General features: G+C 67.5%; 23 protein-coding genes. 10 read left to right on the top strand and 13 right to left on the bottom strand.

Annotated features, from left to right (window positions below; all coding sequences use genetic code 11):
• Positions 1-25: 25 nt before the first annotated feature.
• On the bottom strand, positions 26-835 hold the full coding sequence (locus EV191_RS01120) for a S1 family peptidase (RefSeq protein WP_132874910.1): 810 nt from the start codon (positions 833-835) through the stop codon (positions 26-28).
• 178 nt (positions 836-1013) lie between these two features.
• A complete protein-coding gene (gene glpX, locus EV191_RS01115; RefSeq protein WP_132874909.1) occupies positions 1014-2075 on the bottom strand; it encodes a class II fructose-bisphosphatase in 1062 nt (353 codons plus the stop codon).
• Positions 2076-2200: 125 nt separating this feature from the next.
• Between glpX and EV191_RS01110 the strand changes: the two genes are divergently transcribed.
• Positions 2201-2932: a DUF4245 domain-containing protein gene (locus EV191_RS01110; protein WP_132874908.1), complete on the top strand. Its 732-nt coding sequence runs from the start codon at positions 2201-2203 to the stop codon at positions 2930-2932.
• 5 nt (positions 2933-2937) lie between these two features.
• On the opposite strand, the gene EV191_RS01105 is transcribed toward EV191_RS01110, so the two are convergent.
• The 4 genes from EV191_RS01105 to EV191_RS01090 are packed head-to-tail and all read right to left on the bottom strand — an operon-like array spanning position 2938 to position 5552.
• Positions 2938-3225 carry an exodeoxyribonuclease VII small subunit gene (locus EV191_RS01105; RefSeq protein WP_243658680.1) on the bottom strand — a complete coding sequence of 96 codons (288 nt, stop codon included), beginning with the start codon at positions 3223-3225 and terminating at the stop codon, positions 2938-2940.
• A complete protein-coding gene (locus EV191_RS01100) occupies positions 3222-3656 on the bottom strand; it encodes a hypothetical protein (protein ID WP_132874907.1) in 435 nt (144 codons plus the stop codon). The genes EV191_RS01105 and EV191_RS01100 overlap by 4 nt, the downstream gene beginning before the upstream one ends.
• Entirely contained in the window at positions 3637-4893 is a 1257-nt protein-coding gene (xseA, locus tag EV191_RS01095) for an exodeoxyribonuclease VII large subunit (RefSeq protein ID WP_132874906.1), read from the bottom strand. Before xseA ends, EV191_RS01100 begins: the two co-directional genes overlap by 20 nt.
• Positions 4890-5552, bottom strand: coding sequence for a lipid droplet-associated protein (locus EV191_RS01090; protein WP_132874905.1), 663 nt, complete (start codon positions 5550-5552; stop codon positions 4890-4892). Before EV191_RS01090 ends, xseA begins: the two co-directional genes overlap by 4 nt.
• 126 nt (positions 5553-5678) lie before the next feature.
• On the opposite strand from EV191_RS01090, the gene EV191_RS01085 reads away from it, so the two are divergent.
• Complete coding sequence (locus tag EV191_RS01085) at positions 5679-6680, top strand: 4-hydroxy-3-methylbut-2-enyl diphosphate reductase (RefSeq protein ID WP_132874904.1); 1002 nt, start codon at positions 5679-5681, stop codon at positions 6678-6680.
• Positions 6681-6753: 73 nt separating this feature from the next.
• Here the strand turns inward: EV191_RS01085 and EV191_RS01080 are convergent, their stop codons facing one another.
• Entirely contained in the window at positions 6754-7911 is a 1158-nt protein-coding gene (locus EV191_RS01080; RefSeq protein WP_207894363.1) for a DUF6542 domain-containing protein, read from the bottom strand.
• A 194-nt stretch (positions 7912-8105) separates the two neighbouring features.
• Positions 8106-9068 carry a DNA recombination protein RmuC gene (gene rmuC, locus EV191_RS01075; RefSeq protein ID WP_207894362.1) on the bottom strand — a complete coding sequence of 321 codons (963 nt, stop codon included), beginning with the start codon at positions 9066-9068 and terminating at the stop codon, positions 8106-8108.
• 149 nt (positions 9069-9217) lie between these two features.
• Between rmuC and EV191_RS01070 the strand changes: the two genes are divergently transcribed.
• Complete coding sequence (locus EV191_RS01070; protein WP_132874903.1) at positions 9218-10363, top strand: exonuclease SbcCD subunit D; 1146 nt, start codon at positions 9218-9220, stop codon at positions 10361-10363.
• On the top strand, positions 10360-13335 hold the full coding sequence (locus EV191_RS01065; protein WP_132874902.1) for an AAA family ATPase: 2976 nt from the start codon (positions 10360-10362) through the stop codon (positions 13333-13335). Before EV191_RS01070 ends, EV191_RS01065 begins: the two co-directional genes overlap by 4 nt.
• 23 nt (positions 13336-13358) lie before the next feature.
• On the opposite strand, the gene EV191_RS01060 is transcribed toward EV191_RS01065, so the two are convergent.
• Both EV191_RS01060 and EV191_RS01055 read right to left on the bottom strand, forming a co-directional pair.
• Positions 13359-13859 (bottom strand): methylated-DNA--[protein]-cysteine S-methyltransferase, encoded by a 501-nt coding sequence (locus EV191_RS01060; RefSeq protein ID WP_132874901.1) that lies wholly within the window; start codon positions 13857-13859, stop codon positions 13359-13361.
• Positions 13860-13907: 48 nt separating this feature from the next.
• Positions 13908-15359 carry a DNA-3-methyladenine glycosylase 2 gene (locus EV191_RS01055; RefSeq protein ID WP_132874900.1) on the bottom strand — a complete coding sequence of 484 codons (1452 nt, stop codon included), beginning with the start codon at positions 15357-15359 and terminating at the stop codon, positions 13908-13910.
• 100 nt (positions 15360-15459) lie between these two features.
• Here EV191_RS01055 and EV191_RS01050 point away from each other — a divergent pair, with 100 nt between their 5' ends.
• Entirely contained in the window at positions 15460-15642 is a 183-nt protein-coding gene (locus EV191_RS01050; RefSeq protein ID WP_132874899.1) for a hypothetical protein, read from the top strand.
• A gap of 83 nt (positions 15643-15725) precedes the next feature.
• Positions 15726-16805, top strand: coding sequence for a redox-regulated ATPase YchF (gene ychF / locus EV191_RS01045; protein WP_132874898.1), 1080 nt, complete (start codon positions 15726-15728; stop codon positions 16803-16805).
• A 15-nt stretch (positions 16806-16820) separates the two neighbouring features.
• Here the strand turns inward: ychF and EV191_RS01040 are convergent, their stop codons facing one another.
• Complete coding sequence (locus EV191_RS01040; protein ID WP_243658679.1) at positions 16821-18479, bottom strand: ABC-F family ATP-binding cassette domain-containing protein; 1659 nt, start codon at positions 18477-18479, stop codon at positions 16821-16823.
• A gap of 402 nt (positions 18480-18881) precedes the next feature.
• Here EV191_RS01040 and EV191_RS01035 point away from each other — a divergent pair, with 402 nt between their 5' ends.
• The 4 genes from EV191_RS01035 (at position 18882) to EV191_RS01020 (ending at position 21667) form a co-directional block, all read left to right on the top strand.
• Positions 18882-19790: an Abi family protein gene (locus tag EV191_RS01035; protein ID WP_243658788.1), complete on the top strand. Its 909-nt coding sequence runs from the start codon at positions 18882-18884 to the stop codon at positions 19788-19790.
• A gap of 316 nt (positions 19791-20106) precedes the next feature.
• Positions 20107-20574: a DUF3995 domain-containing protein gene (locus EV191_RS01030; protein ID WP_207894360.1), complete on the top strand. Its 468-nt coding sequence runs from the start codon at positions 20107-20109 to the stop codon at positions 20572-20574.
• Between the two features lie 48 nt (positions 20575-20622).
• Entirely contained in the window at positions 20623-21087 is a 465-nt protein-coding gene (locus EV191_RS01025; protein WP_132874895.1) for a methyltransferase family protein, read from the top strand.
• Positions 21088-21124: 37 nt separating this feature from the next.
• Complete coding sequence (locus EV191_RS01020; RefSeq protein ID WP_132874894.1) at positions 21125-21667, top strand: helix-hairpin-helix domain-containing protein; 543 nt, start codon at positions 21125-21127, stop codon at positions 21665-21667.
• 264 nt (positions 21668-21931) lie between these two features.
• Here the strand turns inward: EV191_RS01020 and EV191_RS01015 are convergent, their stop codons facing one another.
• Both EV191_RS01015 and EV191_RS01010 read right to left on the bottom strand, forming a co-directional pair.
• Positions 21932-22234: a hypothetical protein gene (locus EV191_RS01015; RefSeq protein WP_132874893.1), complete on the bottom strand. Its 303-nt coding sequence runs from the start codon at positions 22232-22234 to the stop codon at positions 21932-21934.
• Between the two features lie 224 nt (positions 22235-22458).
• Positions 22459-22755, bottom strand: coding sequence for a 4a-hydroxytetrahydrobiopterin dehydratase (locus tag EV191_RS01010; protein WP_132874892.1), 297 nt, complete (start codon positions 22753-22755; stop codon positions 22459-22461).
• Positions 22756-22965 lie beyond the last annotated feature (210 nt).

Below are 22965 nucleotides of genomic sequence, written 5' to 3'. Positions count from 1 at the left end.
GACGGTTGACGATGTTGATTGACGGTTAAGCCGCCAGTGCTCCGCCGGTGGTTTCGTTGATCCAATCGGTGTAGGCAACCGCGTTGGTGTAGATCGATGGCCCGGTCGCGCAGGTCGGATCGTTGTTACCGGTACGGCTGGTTACGCCGATCTGGGTCCAGCCATCCCCGGACTGCACGATCTGCGGTCCGCCGGAATCGCCGTAGCAGGCGCCGGAGTCGCCGTTCGGGTTGTCGGTGCACAGCTCGGTCGAGCCGTCGATACCGCCGGTGCACTCCTCAGCGGCCACGACCGAGGTGTCCAGCTGCTGCAGCATGGTTGGGACGTCACCACAGCCCTGTTCGGGGCAGGTCTGTCCCCAGCCGAGCAGCCGGGACGCGGTGCCAGCTTCGGTGCTGCCGGTGACCTTGATCGGTGCGGCCTGTACCGCTTTGTCCAGTTTGACGAGCGCGATGTCCGCGCCGGGCGAGGCGCCGTCATAGTCCGGGTGCGGGACGACTTCCGTGACGCCGGCTTCCTCGCCGCCCTGCGAGTTGTCGTTGCTGCCGATCCGCGCCGTGAAATCGCCGGGCGCGGAGCCCTGCACGCAGTGCGCCGCGGTCAGCACCCATTCGGAGCTGATCAGCGAGCCGCCGCAGAAGTGCCCCTGCGAATCCTGCAATGAGGTCATGAAGGGATATTCCTGGTCGGCGTCCTCACCGCCGATGATGTACGGCGTTACGCCGTCGTTCGGGTTTTCCGCGGCAGGTGCGGCCGCGGCGGCGGGTCCCATAACGCTGGCAAGTACCAGCCCAGCGCCAGCGAGAAGGCCCACGACTAGAGAACGTGCTCGCATGTCCTCTCCCTTCCGTACGTCCTCCCCCGATCGGGGGTCGTTTACGGAAGGTAGGCGTGTCGACCGAAAAAGTGACACCCGTCGAAAGTATGGAGCCACATTTTTCCACCGTTTAACTGCATTCCGTGACCGCAATATCCCTGAGAAATGCGGTTGTCGGGGTTCGATCAGGGGGCGATCAGGGGAGTCCGGCAGGTGCCGAGGAGTCCTCTTCCCAGCGGTCGAAATCCACCGTCGCGTACTCGCGCAGTTTGGTGAGTCGGTGGTATCCGTCGATCAGCCGGACCGTGCCCGACTTCGAACGCATGACGATCGATTGGGTGGTGCAGCCACCAGCCCGGTAATGCGCGCCGCGGAGCAGATCGCCGTCGGTGATCCCGGTGGCGCAGAAGAACGCGTTGTCCCCGGTGACCAGGTCGTCATTGCGCAGTACCTGGTCGAGATCGACGCCAGCGGCGATAGCGCGGTCCCGTTCCTCGTTATCCTTCGGCCACAGCCGCCCCTGTAGTTCCCCGCCGAGGCATTTCATCGCGCAGGCCGCAATGATGCCCTCCGGGGTGCCACCGATGCCGAGCAGCATGTCCACGCCGGTCGTGGTGCGCGCCGCGGAGATCGCTCCCGCCACATCGCCGTCCGAGATGAACCTGATCCGGGCGCCGGCTTCGCGAACCTCGCGGACCAACTGTTCATGCCGGGGCCGGTCCAGAATGCACACGGTGACGTCCGAAACGTCGGATTGTTTGGCCTTGGCGACCCTGCGGATGTTTTCCCGCACCGGCGCGGTGATGTCCACGACGTCCGCGGCCTCCGGGCCAACGGCGAGCTTTTCCATGTAGAACACCGCGGATGGGTCGAACATCGCGCCCCGCTCGGCCACCGCGAGCACCGCGATCGCGTTCGGCATCCCCTTGCTCATCAGCGTGGTGCCATCGATCGGATCCACGGCCACATCACAGTGCGGGCCGCTGCCTGCCCCGACCTGCTCGCCGTTGTACAGCATCGGCGCCTCGTCCTTCTCGCCTTCGCCGATGACCACCACGCCGTTCATGGATACCGTGCCGATGAGCTTGCGCATGGCGTCTACCGCGGCCTGATCGCCGCCGATCTTGTCGCCGCGGCCAACCCAGCGGCCGGCGGACATTGCCGCGGCCTCGGTCACCCTGACCAGCTCAAGCGCGAGGTTACGGTCTGGCGCCTCCTTGCGTCGGTTCCCGGCTGCCTGGCTGGACGTGCTCGTCATGCTGCCTCCCACGTGACACGGACATAACCGCTGCGCATGGATCATCGCATGGCGCAATCGGGGCCTGACCAGCCGATCAGGGGATAGCGCGAAGGGGTGCTGGACCGACCTGAGACCATCAGAACGTGACCGACACATCCAGCCAGGATGAGCGGACTGGTCAGCCAGACGCCCAGCCCGCGACGGACGACGGCCCGCGCACCGCGTCCGCGAAACCGCAGCCGCCGGCCGAACCTCCGCCGGGGTTGAACCCACGGCAGCAAGCGAGCGCCAGGGACATGATCTTCTCCGTACTCGCGCTGGTCGCGATTATCGGCGTCGTCGTGTTGTTCACCAGGGGTTGTGAGTTCAGCCCCGGTGGTCCGTCGATCGACCAGGGCGCCGCGCCGACCGTCAACGCCCGTACCGAACTGAACCGGATGGCCGAGCGGGTGGACTTCCCGATCCGGCAGCCAGAACTACCGGCCGGCTGGCGGGCCAATTCGGCGCGCACCACCCAGCTGGGCACCGGCGCCGGCGCTCCGGTGCTGGCCGAGATCGGCTGGCTGACTCCCGACGGCGCGTATCTGCGGTTGGTACAGAGCGAGGCAAGCACCGAGGAACTGGTTGACGAGGTAGCCGGTAAGGCGGGTGCCGGCGCGGACAGCGAGGGCACGGTGCGGTCTGGTTCGGTCGGCAGCGATGATCTTCTGTGGGATGTCTATCCGGGCAAGGATGATCAACAAACCTGGGTGCTGAAACTCCCCGAGGTGCGCGTACTGATCAGCGGTAGCGCAAGCGGGAAGGAGTTCGGCGAACTTGCCGACGCGGTCGAAGCTGCTGACGACAACGTCGCCGTGCCGTCCGCGGGGCGCTAGGTCGCTCAGTTCTGCGCGGGATCCGTATCGTCTGCCTCGTCGGTGACCACCGCGAGCGCCGCGTCGACCCGTTCCCGTGCCCCGGCAAGATGGCGTTCGCAGGCATTGGCCAGCGCTTCGCCGCGCTCCCATAGGGCCAACGAGTCCTCGAGGGACAGCCCGCCGGCCTCCAGCTTGCGCACTACCTCGGCGAGTTCGTCGCGGGCATCCTCGTAGCCGAGCTCGGCGATGCCTTCCTGGCTGTCCGGGTTGTCGTGTGCGGAATCCGTGGGGTCGGCGTTTCCGGAACTCACAGTGCTGGGCTACCCAATCTGCTCTGAATGCGCACCACGGCGGCGGCCACCGCCTGGTCGTAGCCAATAAAGGCCTCGGCGAACTGCTCGCCATCCCCGGACCGGATGGCGTCCTCGATCCGTGCCTGGGCGCCAGCCACCTTACGACGGTGGTTCGAGCCGGTACCGAACCACCAGTCCGTGCCGGCATACACCGAAGTCGCCTCGGAGAGGTCCTTCAGTTTTCCCGGCAGTGCCCTGCGCCCCGGCGTATCGCAGCCGGCGAGTAATGCGGTCCAGCAGTCGGCGGCCGCCGAGTTTGCCGACTCGGCCTTGCGCTGTACGACCAGGGCACTCGCCCGTACTGGCGGATCGACCAGGCTGCGCGCGGCGGTGCTCGCCGAAGCGACCGTAAGCGGAAGGAAGGCTGGTTCAGGTCGTAGTTCCGGCACCGTCGCTGCCTCCTTCCTTCGTGCTGGTCGCGGTTACCGCTCCGTCAACGAGGCGGATCCGTAGCTGGGTTCCCGGGGACACGTCGTCAACCGATCGCAGTACCTTAAGGTTTCCAGAGGTGTCGGCAAACTGCACAACCGAATATCCCCTCGACAGGGTGGCTGCGGGACCCAGCGTAGTCAATCGCCCGCGTGTCGCGACCAATTCTGCTTGTTCTGCGCTCACCCTTGCGAGTAGTGCTCGGCGGATCCGCTCACGCAGTGTTTCGATTTCGCCGGCGCGCCGGTCGATTGGCCCGTGCGGGTCGGCCAGCGCCGGCCTGCTGCGTAGCGCGTCGAGTAGTTTGCGCTCCCGATCCACCCAACCATGCAGGGCGCGGCGAGCCCGCGCCCGCAGCTCGTTGACCTTCGTCGTCTCCTCTTGCACATCGGGTACTACGCGTTTGCCCGCGTCGGTCGGCGTGGAACAACGCAGATCGGCGACATGATCCAGCAGTGGAGTGTCCGGCTCGTGGCCGATCGCGCTGATCACCGGGGTGCGGCAGGCGGCGACCGCCCGGCAGAGCGTTTCGTCGGAGAACGGCAGCAGATCCTCGACGCTGCCGCCGCCGCGGGCGATGACGATCGTGGACACCTTCGCTTCTTTGTCCAAAGTGTCCAGTGCGCGGACGATCTGCGGTACCGCCGTCGCGCCTTGCACGGCAACGTTGATCACGTGGAATCGCGCGGCGGGCCAGCGCGTGCGGGCGTTGGCGAGCACATCGCGTTCGGCGGCCGAAGCGCGTCCGGTGATCAAGCCGACGGTGTGTGGCAGGAACGGCGGGCGCCTTTTCCGCGCTGGGGCGAAGAGTCCTTCGGCATCCAGCAGTTTGCGCAACCGCTCGATCCTGGCGAGTAGTTCACCGATGCCCACCGCGCGGATCTCGCTCGCGCGTAGGCTCAGCGTCCCCCTGCCGAGGTAGAAGGTGGGTTTGGCGTGCAGTACGACCCTTGAGCCGTCCGCGAGCCGTTGCTCGCCGGTACGCAGCAGATTCGGGGCGCAGGTGACGGTCATCGAGACGTCCGCGGCAGGGTCGCGGAGAGTGAGAAACGCGGTCGAGGTGCCCGGCCGCGCGGAGATCTGGGTGACCTGGCCTTCGATCCATACCGAACCGAGCCGGTTGACCCATTCGGCGATCTTGCGGGCGACGGTGCGGACCGGCCAGGGCTCTTCGGGGCTGGTCTGGGGAGTGCTCACTGCTCGTTACGCACGTTGTTGATCCGCCGGGTGAGCATGCCGGTAAATGATGGTCTGTTCGTGTTCGCGCGCTCGTGGGCGAGGATTTCCTCCAGCTGCGCCAAGCTGAAGGTGCGCAGCCGGGCGCGCAGCTGGGGCAACGTCATGGTGGCGTAGTCGGCCAGCCCAGCCGGGTAGTCCGTGTCGGTGGGCGGTTCGCTGTCGAACTCGCCATCCAGATGTTCGGCGGCCAGCGCCTGCTCCTCGAGCGACCATGGATCGGTCGGCTCCGCCGAGGGCGGCTGCTCAGCCGTGAAATCCGACAGTTCCGGGAAGTCGGGGTGGCGACCGTTGCCGGCGGCGCCAAGGCCGGCATCCCGCGGCTGCATCGCGCCGGGTTCGGAAGCCAGCTCGTCGCTTTCGGCCATGTCGGCGTAGCCGTCCTCGTCGAAGGTGGCCCACGAGGGGGCGTCCTCGACCGGTCGGAGTCCGGCGAGCACATCGTCCCCGCGAATCGCCAGCTCGGTGACGTGCTGCTGCATTCGCATGGATAGCTGCAGGGCCTGGCTGACCACGGTCACCGGCAGGCCAGCGAGCCTCGCCGGCAGTTCACGGGCGTGCTCGGCGGCGGTCGCCGCGGCGCCTGCGGCGACACGGAGCGGCAGCGGGAGTGGCTTCATGCCTACAGCCTGCCGCATAGTCCGGCCAGGACCCAAGTTTGGGCGAGCGTTCCGGCTACCGAGTGAGTGTGGGTGGTACCGCGCACAGCCGGATGACGCGCTGGTAGCGCCCCGTACCCTGAAGGTATGAGTGCTCCATCCGCCGGTACGGACCAGGACGGCAAAATGCAGGACGAGCGTACGGGTAAGCGCGTCCTACTCGCGAAGCCACGCGGGTACTGCGCGGGGGTAGACCGCGCGGTGATCACCGTCGAGCAGGCGCTGGAGAAGTACGGCCCACCGGTCTATGTGCGCAAGGAGATCGTGCACAACAAACACGTGGTCGAGTCGCTACGGGAACGCGGCGCGGTGTTCGTCGAGGAGGTCGACGAGGTGCCGGAGGGCGCGCTGGTGGTGTTCTCGGCGCATGGTGTCGCGCCGGCCGTGCACGACCAGGCCGCCCAGCGGGAGCTGCGAACCATCGACGCGACCTGCCCGCTGGTGACCAAGGTGCACAAGGAGGTCAACCGGTTCGACCGGGAGGACTACGACATCCTGTTGATCGGGCATGAGGGTCATGAGGAGGTCGAGGGCACCGCGGGGGAGGCTCCGCACCGCGTGCAGCTGGTGGATACCGCCGATGACGTGCAGCGCGTCGAAGTGCGTGACCCCAGCAAGGTGGTGTGGCTTTCCCAGACCACGCTGTCCGTGGACGAGACGATGGACCGGGTTGACCAGCTCAAGGAGCGGTTCCCGCAGCTGTCCGACCCGCCAAGTGATGACATCTGCTATGCGACGCAAAACCGCCAGGTCGCGGTCAAGGCGATGGCCCCGGAGTGCGATCTGGTGCTTGTCGTCGGGTCGACCAACTCGTCGAACTCGAAGCGGCTGGTCGAGGTCGCGCTACAGGCCGGCGCGAGCGCATCCTATTTGATCGACTACCCGTCGGATATCGACGAGTCCTGGCTGGAAGGCGTACGGACGGTCGGGGTGACCAGCGGCGCATCGGTGCCGGATGTGCTGGTAATGGAGCTGCTCGACTGGCTGGCCGAGCGGGGGTGGGCCGAGGTCGACGAGGTCACCACGGCCAACGAGAAGATCTCCTTCGCGCTGCCCAGGGAGCTGCGCAAGGACCTCGGCAAAGCCTGACCGAGTCCGACGCCCGGTCACCGCATTCTCTTGGTCCCTTTGCGGTGACTGCGCGTGATTGCGTTCTTTAGGGTTAGCGAGTTTCTGGGGGTGGTGGGGGACGCCTGCGTCGCGGCGGTGGTGGTGGCTCTTGTGGTGGCTGGCCGCGCGGCGGCGGGGCGTTGCCATCCGGCCTGCGCCGGGGTGGTCCGGCGCGGCGGCCTTCGGATCCGGGCGCGCCAGGTGGCGGCTCGCGTCGGGCAGGATCATCACCGCGAGGACGACCCCCGTGCGGAGGCTTTCGCTCCGGTGGTTGATCTGGCCGCTGCGGCCGCTGGCCGCGGCGGGACCGTGGGTCCCGTTCCGGATCGGCTGGCCCTGGCGCGCCGCCCTTCTCTGGACGTCCCTTTTCTGGACGGCCCTGATCTGAACGACCCTGATCTGGGCGTGCCTGGTCGGGGCGACCTTGGCCTGGGCGGCGTCGTGGCGGCCGGCCACGCTCGGCGGGATCGTCCGGTCGGCTACCGCGCCTGCCCCGTGCGGCGGCCGCCGCGCCCGCACCCGCCGCTCCGGCTGCCGCGGCACCTGCCGCAGCCGCGCCCGCGCGTCCACGATTCGGCGGTTCTTCCTGGCCAGGACCGTCCTGGTCGTCCGCTCCGGCTCTGCCCCGGCCCTTTTCTGCCTTGTCCGAGGACTTTGCCGCACTGAGCTTCTGGCTCGATTTGGGTTTGGACTTCTCGGCAGCCCCGGACTTCTGGCTTGACTTGGACTTCTGAGCTGCTGCTTGCTGGCTCGGGTCCCGCTCGCGGAACAGCCGCAGCACCCCGATCAGTACGCAGATCCCGGTAGTGATGGCCATCGTCGGAAACCCGTTGATCAGCGGTGTGCCGATCGCCAGCACCTTACCCAGGGTGTCCTCCGCACCAGCGGTACCGGAGAACAGCAGGATCACGCTGGGCACCGTCGCGCCAAGGATCAGTGGGGGCTGCACCATCGGACCGAACAGGCTCTTGCGCTGGACCATGGTCACCGCGGCGACACATCCGGCGAAGTAGGCGATCTGGAAGATCAGGCCCAGGCTGTCGTCGATCTGCTGGTTCAGCACGGCCGAAACGACGGCCACGCCCAGTGCGAGCAGCACGGCGCCCCACCACGGCAGGCCCCGTCTAGTGCCGAAAAAGGCACGCTCATCCCAGCTGGTCTTGCCGCCTTCTTGATCGGCGGCGTTGTGCGGGTCGCTTGTCGCGGTCACGGGACCACACCGTAGCCCGTATCGTGCTGGCTGCGCTGCCGGCTCCACCGAGCCGGAGCCAGAATTGCCCGTTGGGCTCACGGATTCCGGCCAAAAGGTGCGGAAATCGGCGTACGGTTCGCCACGTTAACCGAAAGCAGTTCCCAGATTTGACCGTTTTGTCCTAATTTTCGCCAAGCGTTGAGATTTTCTGATCAGATGACATTTGCCTCCGTGTTGTCGCGTAGTTCGGTGAGTTGGGTGGGGCTGCCGGCAGCTTCGGTCAGCGGCGCGACCGAGCTACGGAAGGTTTCCAGTGCTTCCAGTTCCCTGCGCCGCGCGGCGAGGAACCGCTGCAGGTGCGTACTGGACACGTTGACCGCCTCCACCGCGCTGCTCGCTGCCCGGTGTGCGCCAGCCGCATGGCCGCGCAGGGTCTCCACGTCGGTCGTCAGGGCCCGGTCAGTGCCGGCGAACAGGGCGGCCGAGGCGACCACCGCGAATCCGGTGGGCCCGCAGGGAAACACGCGCCGGTCCAGCATCCAGCGCAGCAGCTCGGGGTCGGTGTCCAGGGCGGCGACCACCGCCGCATCCGAGGGAATGAACATGACGGTGCCGTAGATGGCATCCGCCCAGCGCTGGTAACCCTTGCCGGCCAGCTCGGTCGCCCGCGCGCGCAGATTGCGCACGTGTACGCGTAGCGCGTCCAGCCGCTCCTCCGGGTCGTCGGTCTCCACCGCTTCGGCCCAGCACGCCATGCTCGCCTTCGCGTCCACCGGTACGGTGCGACCGCCACCAACGTGCAGTACTAGATCGGGGCGTACGGTACCGCCGCCCGCGAGGTCGTCCTGCAACGTGAAATGGATGCCCGCGCGGAGTCCGAGGGCTCGCGTGGTCTCCACCAAGACCTGCTCGCCGAGTTCGCCGCGCCCGCTGATCGACGCGAAGGCGACCTCGTAGCGCCGCAGCGCCGCCTGATGCGCATCCGAGCGCGCGCGTTCCTCCGCGAGCCGCTGTGCCGCGTTGTCGGCCCTACGCATGCTTTCCGCGTACAACCGCCAGATCAGCGCGACCGCCGCGGCAAGGAGTAGCGCGACCACGATCGCCGCGGTGCTGACTACCGCTGAGGTCACCAGATCGCTCCGTTCGGTGGAATGTCCTGTTCGTTCAGTGATCATGGCGGACACCCCCGACAGGAATCCGTTCCGGCTCGCCGGCTCGCCGTTTTACGCGGAAAATGTCGTGGTAACCACGTTATTTAACCGTTCTGCGTACTAAACGCGTGGTGCTCACCGGCTTTGTCGGCCGGTCGTCCTAGCTTGCTCGTATGCGCCTGCTACACACCTCGGACTGGCATCTCGGCAGGACGTTTCACGGCGCCGATCTGCTCGCCGAGCAGGAATCGGTGCTCGGGCACCTCGCGGACGTGGTGGTCGACGAACGGGTGGACGTCGTGGTCGTCGCCGGCGATATCTATGACCGCGCGGTGCCCTCCGGGGAGGCCGTCCGGGTCGCCGAGCGGATACTCGCGCGAATCCGCGCGGCAGGCGCACAGTTGGTCATCACGCCGGGCAACCACGATTCGGCGCCACGGCTCGGCGCGTTCGGCGAGTTCGCCGCGGCGGGCGGGCTGCACCTGCGTACCCAGATAGCCCGCCTCGATCAGCCGGTGTTGCTCGAGGACGCGCACGGCCCGCTCGCCTGCTATGGCCTGCCGTACCTGGAGCCCGAGCCTGCCAGGCAGACGCTCGGCGTACCCGAGGCGCGCGGGCACACCGGCGTGCTAACCGAGGCGATGCGCAGGGTCCGCGCCGATCTGGCCAATCGCGGCGGGATGCGCTCCGTGGTGCTCGCGCATGCCTTCGTCACCGGCGGCACCGGCTGCGAGTCCGAGCGACCGATCGCGGTGGGCGGGGTGGAACAGGTGCCTGGCGCGGTTTTCGACGGGGTGGACTATGTGGCGCTCGGCCATCTGCATGGGCCGCAACGCATCGACGACCGGCTCCGCTATTCCGGCAGCCCGCTTGCCTACTCGTTTTCCGAGGCGCGACAGCGCAAATCGGTGTGGCTGGTCGATCTGGACGCGGCCGGCCTCGCGGAGGTGCGCCGGCACGAACTACCGGTACCGCGCCAGCTCAGCCAGCTCACCGGCGAGCTCGACGAGGTGCTGCGCGCGCCGGAACATGCCGAGCTGGAAACGCATTACCTCTCGGTGACGCTGACCGACCGCGTTCGGCCCACCGACGCGCTGCGCAGGCTGCGCGAGCGGTTCCCGCACGCGGTGCACACCACCTGGCAGCCAGCCGACACGACGGGCGAGCGCCCCCGCTATGCCGAAGCGGTGCGCGGCAGGAACGACACCGAGATCGCCAACGGCTTCCTGTGCGATTGCCGGGGTAGCGCGCCGACGGATGCCGAGCGGGAGCTGCTGGCCGCCGCGTTCGCGGAGACCGGAAAGGCCGAAGTCGGATGAGGTTGCACCGGCTTGAGCTGACAGCCTTCGGACCGTACCCGAGATCGGAGACGATCGATTTCGACGAGCTCGGCGCGGACGGCCTTTTCCTGCTGCACGGGGATACCGGCGCGGGAAAGACGACCCTGCTCGACGCGGTCGCCTATGCCCTGTTCGGTGCCGTGCCAGGGGCGCGCGGCGAGGTCAAACGCCTCCGCTGCGACGCGGCCGCGCCCGAGCTGGGCACCGAAGTGGTCGTGGAGCTGACCATTGGCGGGCAGCGGTTGCGGGTGCACCGCCGGCCGGAATACGAACGGCCGAAACGACGTGGCGAGGGCACCACGAAGAGCCCGGCAAAGGCCTCGCTCACCTGGATTGGCGGCCCGCCGAGCGGTCAACCCGCTGAAGGGCTCACCAGGATCGACGAGGTCGGCCGGACGATACAGCGGTTACTCGGGATGAGTGCCGAACAGTTCTTCCAGGTGGTGCTGCTGCCGCAGGGCGAGTTCGCGCGGTTCCTGCGCGCGGACACCGCGGAACGCGAGCAACTGCTCGAGCGACTGTTCGACACCGGCCGGTTCGCCGAGGTGGAACAGTGGTTCCGGGACCGTCGCACGGAGCGCGGCCGGCAGCTGGAAACGCGGCGACAGGCAGCACGCGAGTTGCTGGCACGTCTCGCCCAGGCCGCGGGCATGGAGCTACCGGAGGAGGTGTCCGCGGATTGGCTCGGCGACACCGAAGAAGCCGTGGACACGGCGCTTTCCGTCGCGCGCGAGGCCGAGGCGCAGGCTCGCGCGGAGCGCGAACGTGCGGACGCCGAGCTGGCAGCCCGACAGGAGCGTGCCGAGCGGGTACGCCGGCTGCGCCAGGCGCATGCCGAACTGGCCAGGTTCGCGGCGGAGGCCGAAGCGCGCGAACTCCGGTCGACCGAGCTCGTCGCGGCACGCGCCGCCGCGCCGGTGGTCACCGCACATGCTCAGTTGGACCGGTTGGCACAGCAGCGCAGTGCCGCGGCCGAACGGGAGAGCGCGGCGGTCAGCACGGTCGAGCAACGGGTCGGCGCGGCTGATCGCCCTGCCGAACCGGCGCGGGTAGCTGAGTTGCGTGAGGTGGCCGGCCAGCTGCGGGAAACCGCCGGTGAGCTGAGCGCGCTGGTAGCCGAAGCCGAGCAGCAGGAGCGCGACCAGACCCGGGCCCATGAACTGTCCGAACTGGACACCACGCTGCGCGAGCGGCTCAATGCCTTCGACGACCGGTTGGCCGCACTGCCGGCCCGGCGTACCGAGCTGCGCGAGCAGCTGGACGCGGCCGCGGAAGCCGAGGCTCGGTTGGACGCGGCCGGCGTCAAGGTCGAAGAGCTGACCGAGCAACACCGGGCAGCACAGGAACTACCCGAGCTGGCCGAGGCCGTGCGTGCGGCGGAGGACCAGGCGCGCCTGGCGATTGACGAGCACCAGCGCGCGCGGGACCGGTCGCAGGAGTTGCGCGCCAGCCGGCTGGACGGAATGGCCGCCGAGTTGGCCGCGGACCTGACCGCCGGTGAACCCTGCACGGTCTGCGGTTCCTCGGAGCACCCCCGGCCGGCGGAGCCCTCGTTGCTGGTGGTCAGCGAGGCCAACGAACGCGAGGCCGAGCAGGACGAGCGAGCCGCCGCGGACCGGCGAGAACGCGCCGGCCAGGCGGTACACGAAGCGCAAAGCAGGCAGCAGCAGATGCTGGAGCGCGCGGCAGGACAGCAAGCCGAGCAGCTGCGCGGGTTGCTGGTCGAGGCGAAGGCCGAGCTCGACCGGTTGAGTGAACTCGCCAAGGCCCGAACCGAGCTCGCCAGTGCACTGCGCTCGGTCGAGGAGGAGATCGAAGCCCGTACCGAGCGGCGCGCGGCGGTCGAACGCGAGCTGGCCGGCACCCGGGCCGAGCTGGACACGCTGCATCGCACGATGCGCGAGCGCGCCGAACGGCTGGCCGTGGCACGGGGCGACCATCCCGATGTGGCGGCGCGCAGGGCGTACTTGCTTGCCGGGGCGGAAAGCTACGACGTCCTCGCCGAGGCGCGGGCGGCGCTCGAGGAAGCGGTGCGGCGTGCGGCCGAGCAACGCCGCGCGGTGGAAACCGAGGCGACCGAAGCAGGGTTCCCTGGGGTGTCCGAAGCGTTGGCCGCGGCACGCGAGCCTGCGCGGCTTGCCGAGTTGGAGCGGGAGCTGCACGCGGCGCAACTGGCCGAGGCAGCCGCCCGCGCGGTGCTCGCCGAGCCGGAGCTGGCTGATCTGGATCCGGCGCAGGACGTGGATATCGAAGCGGCGCGGGAACGGCATACCCGGTGCAGGGAGCTGGCCGAGAGCACGGTTGCCGCCTTGCGTGCCGCCGAGCGACGCGCAACCGAAGTGACCGCGCTCGCCGAGCGACTACGCGCCGAGTGGCGAGCGCTGGAACCGGCGGAGGCTGAGTTCGCCGAGCTGTCCGCGCTCACCGATGTGGTCAATGGGCGCGGGCAGAACGCCCGGAAAATGTCGTTGCGCTCCTATGTACTCGCCGCCCGGCTCGAGGAGGTGGCGGTCGCGGCCAACGGCCGGCTGCGCCGCATGAGTCGCGGGCGCTATTCCTTTGTGCATTCCGACGCGGCTGGCGCACGGGGTACGCGCGGCGGCTTGGGGCTGGACGTACTGGACGACTACACCGGCAAGGTGCGGCCGGCGAAGACGCTTTCCGGTGGGGAGTCCTTCCTCGCCTCGCTCGCGCTGGCGCTCGGTCTCGCTGATGTGGTCGCCGCCGAGACCGGTGGCGCGCTATTGGACACGCTGTTCATCGACGAGGGTTTCGGCACGCTGGATGCCGATGCGCTGGACGTCGTGCTGGACACCCTTGATGAGCTGCGTGCCGGCGGACGAGTGGTCGGGCTTGTCTCGCATGTGGAGGAGCTACGGCAGCGCATTCCGGTACGGCTGCGCGTCCGCAAGGCACGCGACGGGTCCACGGTGGAGCTCATCAAGGGCTGAGTCAACGTGGGAACGTGTTCCGATCAACTGGCTTCGTGCTCGAGCAGCCAGCGTTTCACCGGCAGCCCCCAGCGGAAGCCACCGAGCGCGCCGCCGATGCGCAGAACACGGTGGCATGGCACGAACAGCGCGGCGGCGTTTCGTGCACAGGCCGAAGCGGCCGCGCGCACCGCGGCCGGCCGACCAGCCAGCGCCGCGTAGTCCGAGTACGTGATTGGCTCGCCCGCCGGCACCTTGCGCAGCACGTCCCAGGCGTGACTGAGGAATTCGCCGGAACTCTGCCGGACCGGGATATCGTCGATCGCGTTCAGCTCGCCGGCGTGGTATGTCCGGATGGCCGTACTCACCGCGCCGAGATCACGTTTCTCGCGTACCTCCTTCGGGCGCAGCGCTGGACTGATCAGCGGGACTAGCTCGGCGCTACTCGCCGTCCAGCCGCTGGCCAGCACGGCGCCGTCGGTGGCGACAATGGCCGTGAACGGCCCTGCCTTGGTGTCCAGAGTGGACGCTTGGGCGATGGACATCGGATGCTCCTTCACGAATGTTTGGGTTTCTTGGTCGCACTTGGGCGGCTATGCGGTTGCCCGCCAGAGGTGCATGCCGGCATAGGAGCGCCACGGCCGCCAGGGCTCACCGCGGGCATCCAGCCCGCCCTGGGTGTCCGGAAGTCCGAGCAGCCCAGCGCCTCGACGCACCATCAGATCGGTGCTCAGCAGTACATCCGGCGCGCCAAGTACGCGCATCAGGACGTAGTCGGCGGTCCAGGGACCGATCCCGGGCAACGCGAGTAGCTCGGCCCGTAGCTCGGCTGGCTCCCGGCCGAAATGCGTGGCTACCGAGCCGTCGGCGAGCGCCGCGCACACCCCGACGATCGCGTTGATCCGCCGTTGCGGACCGCGCAGCACCTCGGCGCCGCCGGCGGCGATATCGGCCGCGGTGGGAAACAGCGTGGTCAGCTCGCCATCGGGGTCAGCGAGTGGCGAACCGAGTTCGGCACATAGCCGACCGCCCGCGGTGCGCGCGGCTGGTGCCGAGATCTGCTGCCCGAGCAGTGCCCGAACCACCAGCTCGTCGCCGTCCACGGCACCGGGCACGCGGATACCGGGGACCGCGCGCACCGACTCGGCCAGTGCCGGGTCCGCGCCAAGTGCCTCGTCCACCGCTTGCGGGTCGGCGTCCAGATCAAGCAACCGGCGCAGCCGGGAAACCGCACTGGCCAGATCGCGCACCTCGGTCAGCCGGAGCACGCAACGTACGTGCCCGTCGTCCGGGGTGAGCCAGGCCGTCGCCGGGCCATGCGGCAGCCGAAGCGTGCGCCCGTAGCTGCCCTCGCTGATCGACTCGACGCCCGGGATCGCGCGCCGACCGAGGAAATCGAGCACACCCGCGCCGTCAAACGGGGTGCGCACCGGCAGCCGCAGGGTGATCCGCCCGCCGCCGCTCGCGGCTGGGCCGGATCGCCGGCCGCCGCCCGCGCGCAGCTCACCCGGCGTGCTGGCGAAAACCGCCCGAACCGTGTCGTTGAACTGTCGAATGCTCGCGAACCCCGCGGCGAAGGCGATATCGCTGAACGAGAGGTCGCTGAGCTCGATCAGGATGCGCGCGGCATGTGCGCGGTGGGCGCGGGCGAGTGCGAGTGGGCCGGCGCCGAGTTCGGCGGTGAGTACCCGGTTCAGCTGTCGAACCGAGTAGCCGAGCTGAGCGGCCAGCCCAGCCACGCCGGCGCGTTCCACCACGCCGTCGCTGATCAGGCGCATTGCCCTGGCGGCGAGATCGGCCCGCAGGTTCCATTCCGGGGAGCCGGGTACGGCGTCCGGTAGGCAGCGCCGGCAGGCCCGGAAGCCTGCCGACTGGGCGGCCGCCGAGGTGGGGTAGAACGCGACGTTTCGGCGTTTCGGTGTGATCGCCGGGCAGGATGGCCGGCAGTAGATACCGGTGGTGCGCACGGCGAGGATGAAGTGCCCGTCGAACCGGGCATCTTTGGCGAGTACCGCGCGATACGCCTGCTCTTCGTCTACCAGCATGACCACGATACTGCCACCGGGAGAAGGCCAGGGCTCGCGGAAATCGGACATCACCGTACGGGCGACGCGGGCCGGTGACCGGGGCGTTTAGGGTGTCGCCATGCGAGTTAACCAGGAGCGTAAGCGGCGGTGGCTGAGCGTGCTCGGCATTTCGGTGGTGGCGGCAGGGGCGATCTCCCTGGCCAGCGCCTGCGACGACGTCGGCGAGGACGGCGACGACGGCGGCACCGAACAGCAGCAGAACGACGACGACGGTGACGATGGCGATGACGGCGACGACTGAGAACTAGGGCGGCTGAACGCGGCCCGCGCTGAGCTACCCGTAGACTCGTAGGCCGTGTTCAACGCTTCGTTCGAGGTGGCTCCGTGAGTTTGACCCTTGGCATCGTCGGCCTGCCCAATGTCGGCAAGTCGACCCTGTTTAATGCGCTGACCAGTAACGATGTGCTGTCAGCCAATTACCCGTTCGCCACGATCGAGCCCAACGTGGGTGTCGTGCCGCTGCCCGACGCGCGGCTGGACGAGCTGGCCAGGATATTCGGCTCGCAACGGGTGATGCCCGCCACGGTGTCCTTTGTGGATATCGCGGGGATCGTGCAGGGTGCCTCGGAAGGCGCGGGTCTTGGCAACAAGTTCCTGGCCAATATTCGCGAGGCGAACGCGATCTGCCAGGTGATCCGGGTGTTCGACGATCCGGATGTGGTGCACGTAGACGGTGCGATCGATCCGTCCAGCGATATGGAGACGATCAACACCGAGCTGGTACTCGCCGACCTGCAGACGCTGGACAAGGCGCTGCCGAGGTTGGAGAAGGAGGCCAGGACCCGCAAGGAGCAGCGACCGGCGCTGGCGGCCGCGCAGCAGGCCAAAGATGTGCTCGACGGCGGGCGGACCCTGTTCAACGCGCAGTCCGAATTGGACCTGGAGCTGCTGCGCGAGTTGAACCTGCTGACCATCAAGCCTTTCCTGTACGTGTTCAACGCCGATGAAGGTGTGCTGACCGACGAGGCGCGGCGCAAGGAACTGGCCGAGCTGGTAGCGCCGGCCGACGCGGTGTTCCTGGACGCGAAGGTAGAGGCCGAGCTGCTCGAGCTGGACGCCGAGTCGGCAGGCGAGCTGCTTGAATCGATCGGCCAGCCAGAGCCAGGGTTGGCCGCGCTGGCAAGGGCGGGTTTCCACACGCTGGGCTTGCAGACCTACCTGACCGCGGGGCCGAAGGAAGCAAGGGCCTGGACGATTCCGCAGGGCGCGACCGCACCGCAGGCGGCCGGGGTGATCCACACCGACTTCGAGCGCGGCTTCATCAAGGCCGAAGTCGTGTCCTACGCGGACCTTGTCGAGGCCGGCAGCATGGCCGCGGCGAAGTCCGCCGGCAAGGTCCGGATCGAGGGCAAGGACTACATCATGGCCGACGGCGACGTGGTGGAATTCCGCTTCAACGTCTAGGTCTGTTCCGGGCCTTCACCGCAAGATCCCTAAAGATCGCGGTGCGGCAGACAGCTCGATGGTGGGCCACCCGGACACATCACGCAGCAGCTGCCGGTCGTGCGTGGACAGCACGACGGCTGCCTGCGTCGCACCCAACGCCTCGGTGAGTTCGTCCACCAGTGCAATGGACAGATGGTTGGTCGCCTCGTCCAACAGCAACACGTGCGGGCGGATCGCGAGCACAAGTGCCAAATCGAGGCGACGCTGCTGCCCCACCGAGAGCTCGCCGACGCGCTTGCTCGCCTCGCGAGCCTTCAACAGACCGAGTTGCGATATCCCGATCACTTCCGCCGCCGGCACGATGCCGGCAGCGACGAGCGCGTCGACGTGCGTGGCGTACACCTCGCTCGCCCGCCGATCCGGCGGCAGATCACTCTCCTGCCGCAGGAAACCCAACCGCGTGCTGTCGGGCTTGTGCACAGAACCCGTGTCCGGTTCCAGCGTGCCGCCGGCAACGCTGAGCAGCGTGGATTTACCCGCGCCATTGGGGCCGGTCACGACAAGCCGGTCACGCCCGGACAGCGAGAAGGACACCGGCCCACGCAGCCGGCCAGCCACGCGCACCTCCGACACGCTCAGCAAGGAGGCACCGGGCCGCGCGCGAAGCTCGGGGAACCGGAACTCGAGTGGCGGCTCGGGCACGGTGATCGCGTGCGCGTCGAGTGCGGCTTGGCGTCGATGGACGCTCTGGACGAGGCCGCTGGCCCGAGTGGCGCGCCCGTGCTTGTTGTGCCCTTTGTCCGGCCGCCATCCCGAGACGAGCCGGTTCTGCGCGGCGTTGAGGTCGTCTTGCAGTCGAGCGTGCTCGGCTCGCTGTCGTTCGTACTCCTGCTCCCAGCGCTCTCGCTCGGCTGAGCGGCCTTCCCGGTAACCGGAATAGCCGTTCCCGTAGACGCGTGGACGCTCGTCCGGCGTCGGGTCGAGATCGACGATGGTCTCCGCGAAGTCGGACAGGAGCGCGCGATCATGGCTGACGACCGCGACACCGCCGTCGCGTGCGCGCAGCTGTCCGGTCAGGAACTCCAGGCCCTGCCGATCGAGGTGGTTCGTCGGTTCGTCGAGCAGCAGGAAGTCATCATCGGAGCCAAGAAGGCAGGCCAGCCGCACGCGATAGCGCCGCCCGACGGAAAGTTCGGCGAGCTTTCTGGTCATGTCGGTTTCCGCGCCGAGCGCTTCGAGGGCGATCTGTACTCGCCGCTCGGCGTCCCACGCGTTGAGCACGTCGACGAGTTCCAATGCGGCGGCATACTCGCCGGCCGCGGACTCGGCACCCTCGCTGAGCGCGTAGCTGGCGGCATCCAGCCGTGCCAACGCCGCGAGGGAATCGGCGATCGCGTCCGCGACAGCCTGCCCGACGGTGCGTTCGTCGGCCGTATCCATCTCCTGCTCGGCGACACCGATCGTGCCGACGCGTTGGACACTGCCGTCGTCGGGGCTGAGCGTGCCCGCGAGCACGTGGAGAAGGGTCGACTTCCCCCTGCCGTTCTCGCCGACGATCGCGACGCGCGATGCGGGAGTCAGCGGGAGGCTGACGTGGTTCAGCACCCGGGTCACGCCTCGCGTCACCGAGACGTCGTTGACGGTCAATTGCGCGCGATGGCGCGCGGGAACCCGATGAGTGTGGGTGTTCACAGTGCATCCTTCGTACCGGCGCACCCAAGTCAGAACAGACATACGGGTACGCGAAATGACGGCGAACCGAAAAAGGGTTGAACGCGTTGCCGCCGTCGGCTCGGAGACTCTCAACGAGCGCGATCGGCCAACGCAGCCGTCACAGGAAGTACAAATGCATAGGTAAGAATTTACCAGACTTGGTGGAATCCCGCCTTAACATTCAGCGCAGCGGCGGCCCGGACCGCAAGATCCCTAAAGATTGCGGTGCGGGTAGTTCGGCTGGTTGGGGTTGCGGAAGGCGGCGAAGTTGCCGGTGTCCGATTCGTGAGGTAAAGTAGGTTGTACTACGACCGGTTCCGCCTACTTCGGTAGGTCCAGGGCCGGTCTTCTTTATTACGTAGCGCAGGAGCTGCTTTGTCGGTGGGGGTCAAGAGGTTCAAGACCTACGACGAGCTTGTCGACGTGCTGGCGTCTCGCGGTATGGACGTGGGGGATCGGACCGCCGCGGTCGCGCAGCTGCACAAAGTCAATTACTACCGCCTCAGTGGGTACTGGTATCCGTTCCGTCGGCAGATATCGGCAACCGAGCGGAGCGATCAGTTCTACAAAGGAACAACCCTCGTTGATGTTACGAAGCTCTACCAGTTCGATGCCCGACTACGAAGTGCGACCTTCGATGCGCTTGCGCCGGTAGAGTTATCCCTGCGCGCCGCATTGGGGCATGCTCTCGGCGAACTCGACGAATGTGCCCACTTGCGGCCGGATTTACTCGGCCCGCGTGCACGTAAGGGCAGTAGCTACGACAAGTGGCGCCGTGGGTACGAAGTCGAGTTGTCCAGATCCAGAGAAGACTTCATCGCTCATCACCAAGTCAGGTACGGCGGTACGCTTCCCGTCTGGGTGGCCGTCGAGATTCTTGACTGGGGTAGCCTGACGTACCTGTTCGGCTATTCGCCTCGGAAGATCCAAGACGACCTTGCCGATGTCTTCGGTTTGTCCGCGCCGCAGCTTGAATCATGGATGCGTTGTTTGAACGTGGTCCGGAACGTGTGTGCGCACCATGGTCGACTCTTCAACCGGGTGTACGCCATCACGCCGAAACTTCCCCGTGTCGGCCACTTGCCCGACCTCGACACCGTTCGTAGCGGTATGAATCGTACATTTGGGCAGCTCAGCTTGGTCCAGCACATGTTGGTCCGTTCCGGAAACGGCAGTTCGAAAGCGCTCTCGGCAGTGCTTCGCTCCTATCCGCAGGAGGTTTCGACAGTCCCGCTGTCGCACACAGGAGCACCGAGAGCCTGGCAGTCATCGGGGCTTTGGTGTACTTGACCCTCCCGATGGCGCGAACCTTATGCGGTGCGGGCAGCCCGGCAATCTCCCTGGTTCGCCCCGATAAGCACCGCTAACCTTAAAGAACGCGAACACGGGACGTCGCCAAGATCGACACATGCAGTCACCGCAAGATCGCTAAGAAATGCGGTTCAACGGACCAGGCCACCGCACCCCGCACTAACTTTCTCTTCAGATTGCGGTGCGGGTAGCTTGGCTGGATGGGCTCCTCGAAGGGTATTCGTGTCCCGCCGCTGGCGCTGGCCGGCGTAGTTCGGCGGGTCCAGGCGATCAGGCCGCTCGAGGTCAGGTGCCAGTGACGCGAGGGATCGCTTGGCTGGGGTGCGCCGCCCTGCTGGGTGTGCTGCATAGTTTCTTCACGTTCTACTGGCTGTTCGGCGGCGAGTGGCTGTTGGCCACGCTCGGTGATCGAGTGGTTGATGCCTTCGCCGACGCGCCAGTTGTGCTCTTGGCCGCCGGTGTGGTGAAGGTCGTGGCGGCGATAGCGCCACTGCTGTTCGCCTACTGGGGATGGCTGCGGCGGCGCCCCGTCAAGGCGTTGTGCTGGGTCGGCGCGGCGGTGTTGATCGTCTGGGGCGGCGCCAACACCGTGGTCGGCAATCTCGTACTGAGCGGGATCATCCAGCCGGCAGGTGGCTACGACCGCCCGGGGATGGTTGGGCACGCCTGGCTCTGGGACCCGTTGTTCCTGCTGTGGGGCGCGGCACTCGTTGCGGGGCTGGTCCTGCACAACCGCCGAGGCTCCCTACCGCACGATCCTTAAAGATTGCGGTTTGGGCAGTGGCCGACGGAGCGCGGGTAAGTTGGGTGGATGGGATCTCCGAAGGGTTTTGGTATTCCACCGTTGGCGCTGGTCGGGCTGGCCGCCGTAATCCAGCGGGCACTGCCGGGCCGGGCCGCGACGAGGTCGCGAACGGCCGTTGCCGGCCTGCTCGCCGGGGCATCCGCTTGGCTACTTGGTACCTCAGTAAGCAAGTTTCGGAAAAGCGAAACCACGGTGAACCCGATCGGCCCGGCGGAAGCGACCTCACTGGTGGTCGACGGCCCCAACCGGGTTTCCCGTAACCCGATGTACGTCGGCATGGCCGGCATGCTCACCGCACACGCCGTGTTCCGCGGCTCCTGGCTCGCCAGCGTGCCGGCCGGCGCATTCGTCCTACTCATCGACCGCGCCCAGATTCCAGCCGAGGAAGCCGCGCTCCGGGCGCGGTTCGGCAGCGCCTACGAGGAGTACCGCTCGCGAGTCCCGCGCTGGCTGGGCCCCACCCGCCGATAACGCCGCGCCTGTCGGAGTAGCCGGCTACGCTGTCGCCATGACGACGCTGGCCCAGCTGCGCAAAGCCGCCCTGGCACTTCCCGAGGTCACCGAGGGCACGCATTTCGGCATGGTCGCCTTCGCGGTCCGGGACAAGGGCTTTGCCTCGGTCACCAGAGACGGTCAGGTGCAGCTGCGGCTGACGAGTACCGACACCGACGCGGCCATCGACGCACACGCCAGCGGCGAGCGACTTGAGCGCAACGGCAAGCCGATCGGCTTTCGCATCGTCCTCGCCGACATCAACGGCAAGGACCTGAACGCCTTGGTGCGCGCCGCCTGGGCACATCGGGCGCCGAAGCGGTTGGCGAACGACCTCGCCGCGGCCGAAGCTGGCGCCGACCAGCCCGACTGTGCGCTACCCGCCGCGATCGGCAGGCCCGCGACCCGCGCCCTGCTCGGCGCGGGCTGGGACACGCTGGAGAAGATCGCGACGCATAGCCAGGCCGAACTGTTGGATCTGCACGGGGTCGGCCCCAAAGCCGTCCGCATCCTGACCGAGGAACTGACCGATCGAGGGCTAGCGTTCCGCGAACCCTAGCGCCGAGGCCGAGTCGTTAACCGAGAAACCAGCTCAGCCAAACAGGCCGAGGGCGAGCAGCGCCAGCAGCACGACGGCTGCGGCGATAGTGGGGACCCAGCCGAAGGTACGGGTGTCGACGGCCGCGATCTTGGTGTCCATGGGCTTTCCTATGTGGAGAGTGCCGGAAGTTGACACCGGTATAACCGCGTTGATCTCCCTGATTATTAGCAGATCCGGCCACGTTGTGGGGCAGTTCACGGGCAGCCCCACAACGTGCCGGTATTACTCGATCCTGCGGTTGCGCGCGACGAACCAGATCACCCCGCCGGCCGCACCGAGCATGCCGATTCCGGCGAGTGCGCCGACGAACAACGCGCGCCCGTCCGAGGGCCCGCTGGCTTGCCTGGTTTCCGCGGCGCCGGCCTGGGTCGCGGCGCCAGCCTGGGTTGCCGAGCCCGGCACATGCGCACTGGTATCCGGTTTCTCCATGGCGAACGCGAGTACCGCGGCGGCCAGAAGCCCAAGCACGGCAAGGTAAAACGCGAAAGCACGCCCGCCACGGCGCGGCAGGCGGATGGACGTCATGGACGGTGCCCCGGAAACCATTACAACCTTCTGTCAGCTCGAAGTTGATCATTTCTACTGAGGACGGCGTCCGACGTTCGCCGCCTCTACTAAGAAATACGTTTCAGCCGGCGGTTTCGTTGCGTGGTTCGGCGGACTTTTTCTCGGTCTTTGGTCACAGTTTGGTTGCCCGTCACCCGACCGAGCCACGCCGACCGCCGAACAACCCCTCAGTGCCAAGAGAATCAGCCGCCGGTCGACTCAACCACCGCATCGATCTCGCCAGCAAGCGACACATCCGCGGCGGTGATCCCACCGGCCGAATGCGTGCTGCATCGGAAGATCAACGTACGCCATCGGATATCGATGTCCGGATGGTGGTTGTCATTCTCGGCGATCTCCGCGATCCGGTTCACCGCCTGAATCGCCTCCGGAAAACTGGCGAACTGAACCTCGCGGTACAGCGCCTCGTCCGCCGTGCGCCAACCCGGCAGTCGGGTCAGTGCGTCGGTCACCTGTTCCTCGGTCAACAAATCAGCCATACCTCCATGGTGGACCTTTTGCCGCCGATCCGCGCGTAGACTGCGTAGCTGCCACGGGAGCCCGGTATCGCGCCGGGCTGAGAGGAGGGCATGTCCGGCCCTGGCCGGACAGCGCGAGCAGCCCTCGACCGTTCGCACCTGATCCGGGTCATGCCGGCGCAGGGAGTGCATCGGCGTCTGCTCGCGCGGTGGCTGCCCGCGAGGAGGAAC

Origin of the sequence: Tamaricihabitans halophyticus (assembly GCF_004340875.1) — a bacterium.
In the GTDB taxonomy this organism is placed as follows: Bacteria; Actinomycetota; Actinomycetes; order Mycobacteriales; family Pseudonocardiaceae; genus Tamaricihabitans; species Tamaricihabitans halophyticus.
This window is presented reverse-complemented; position numbering and strand designations above follow the sequence as displayed.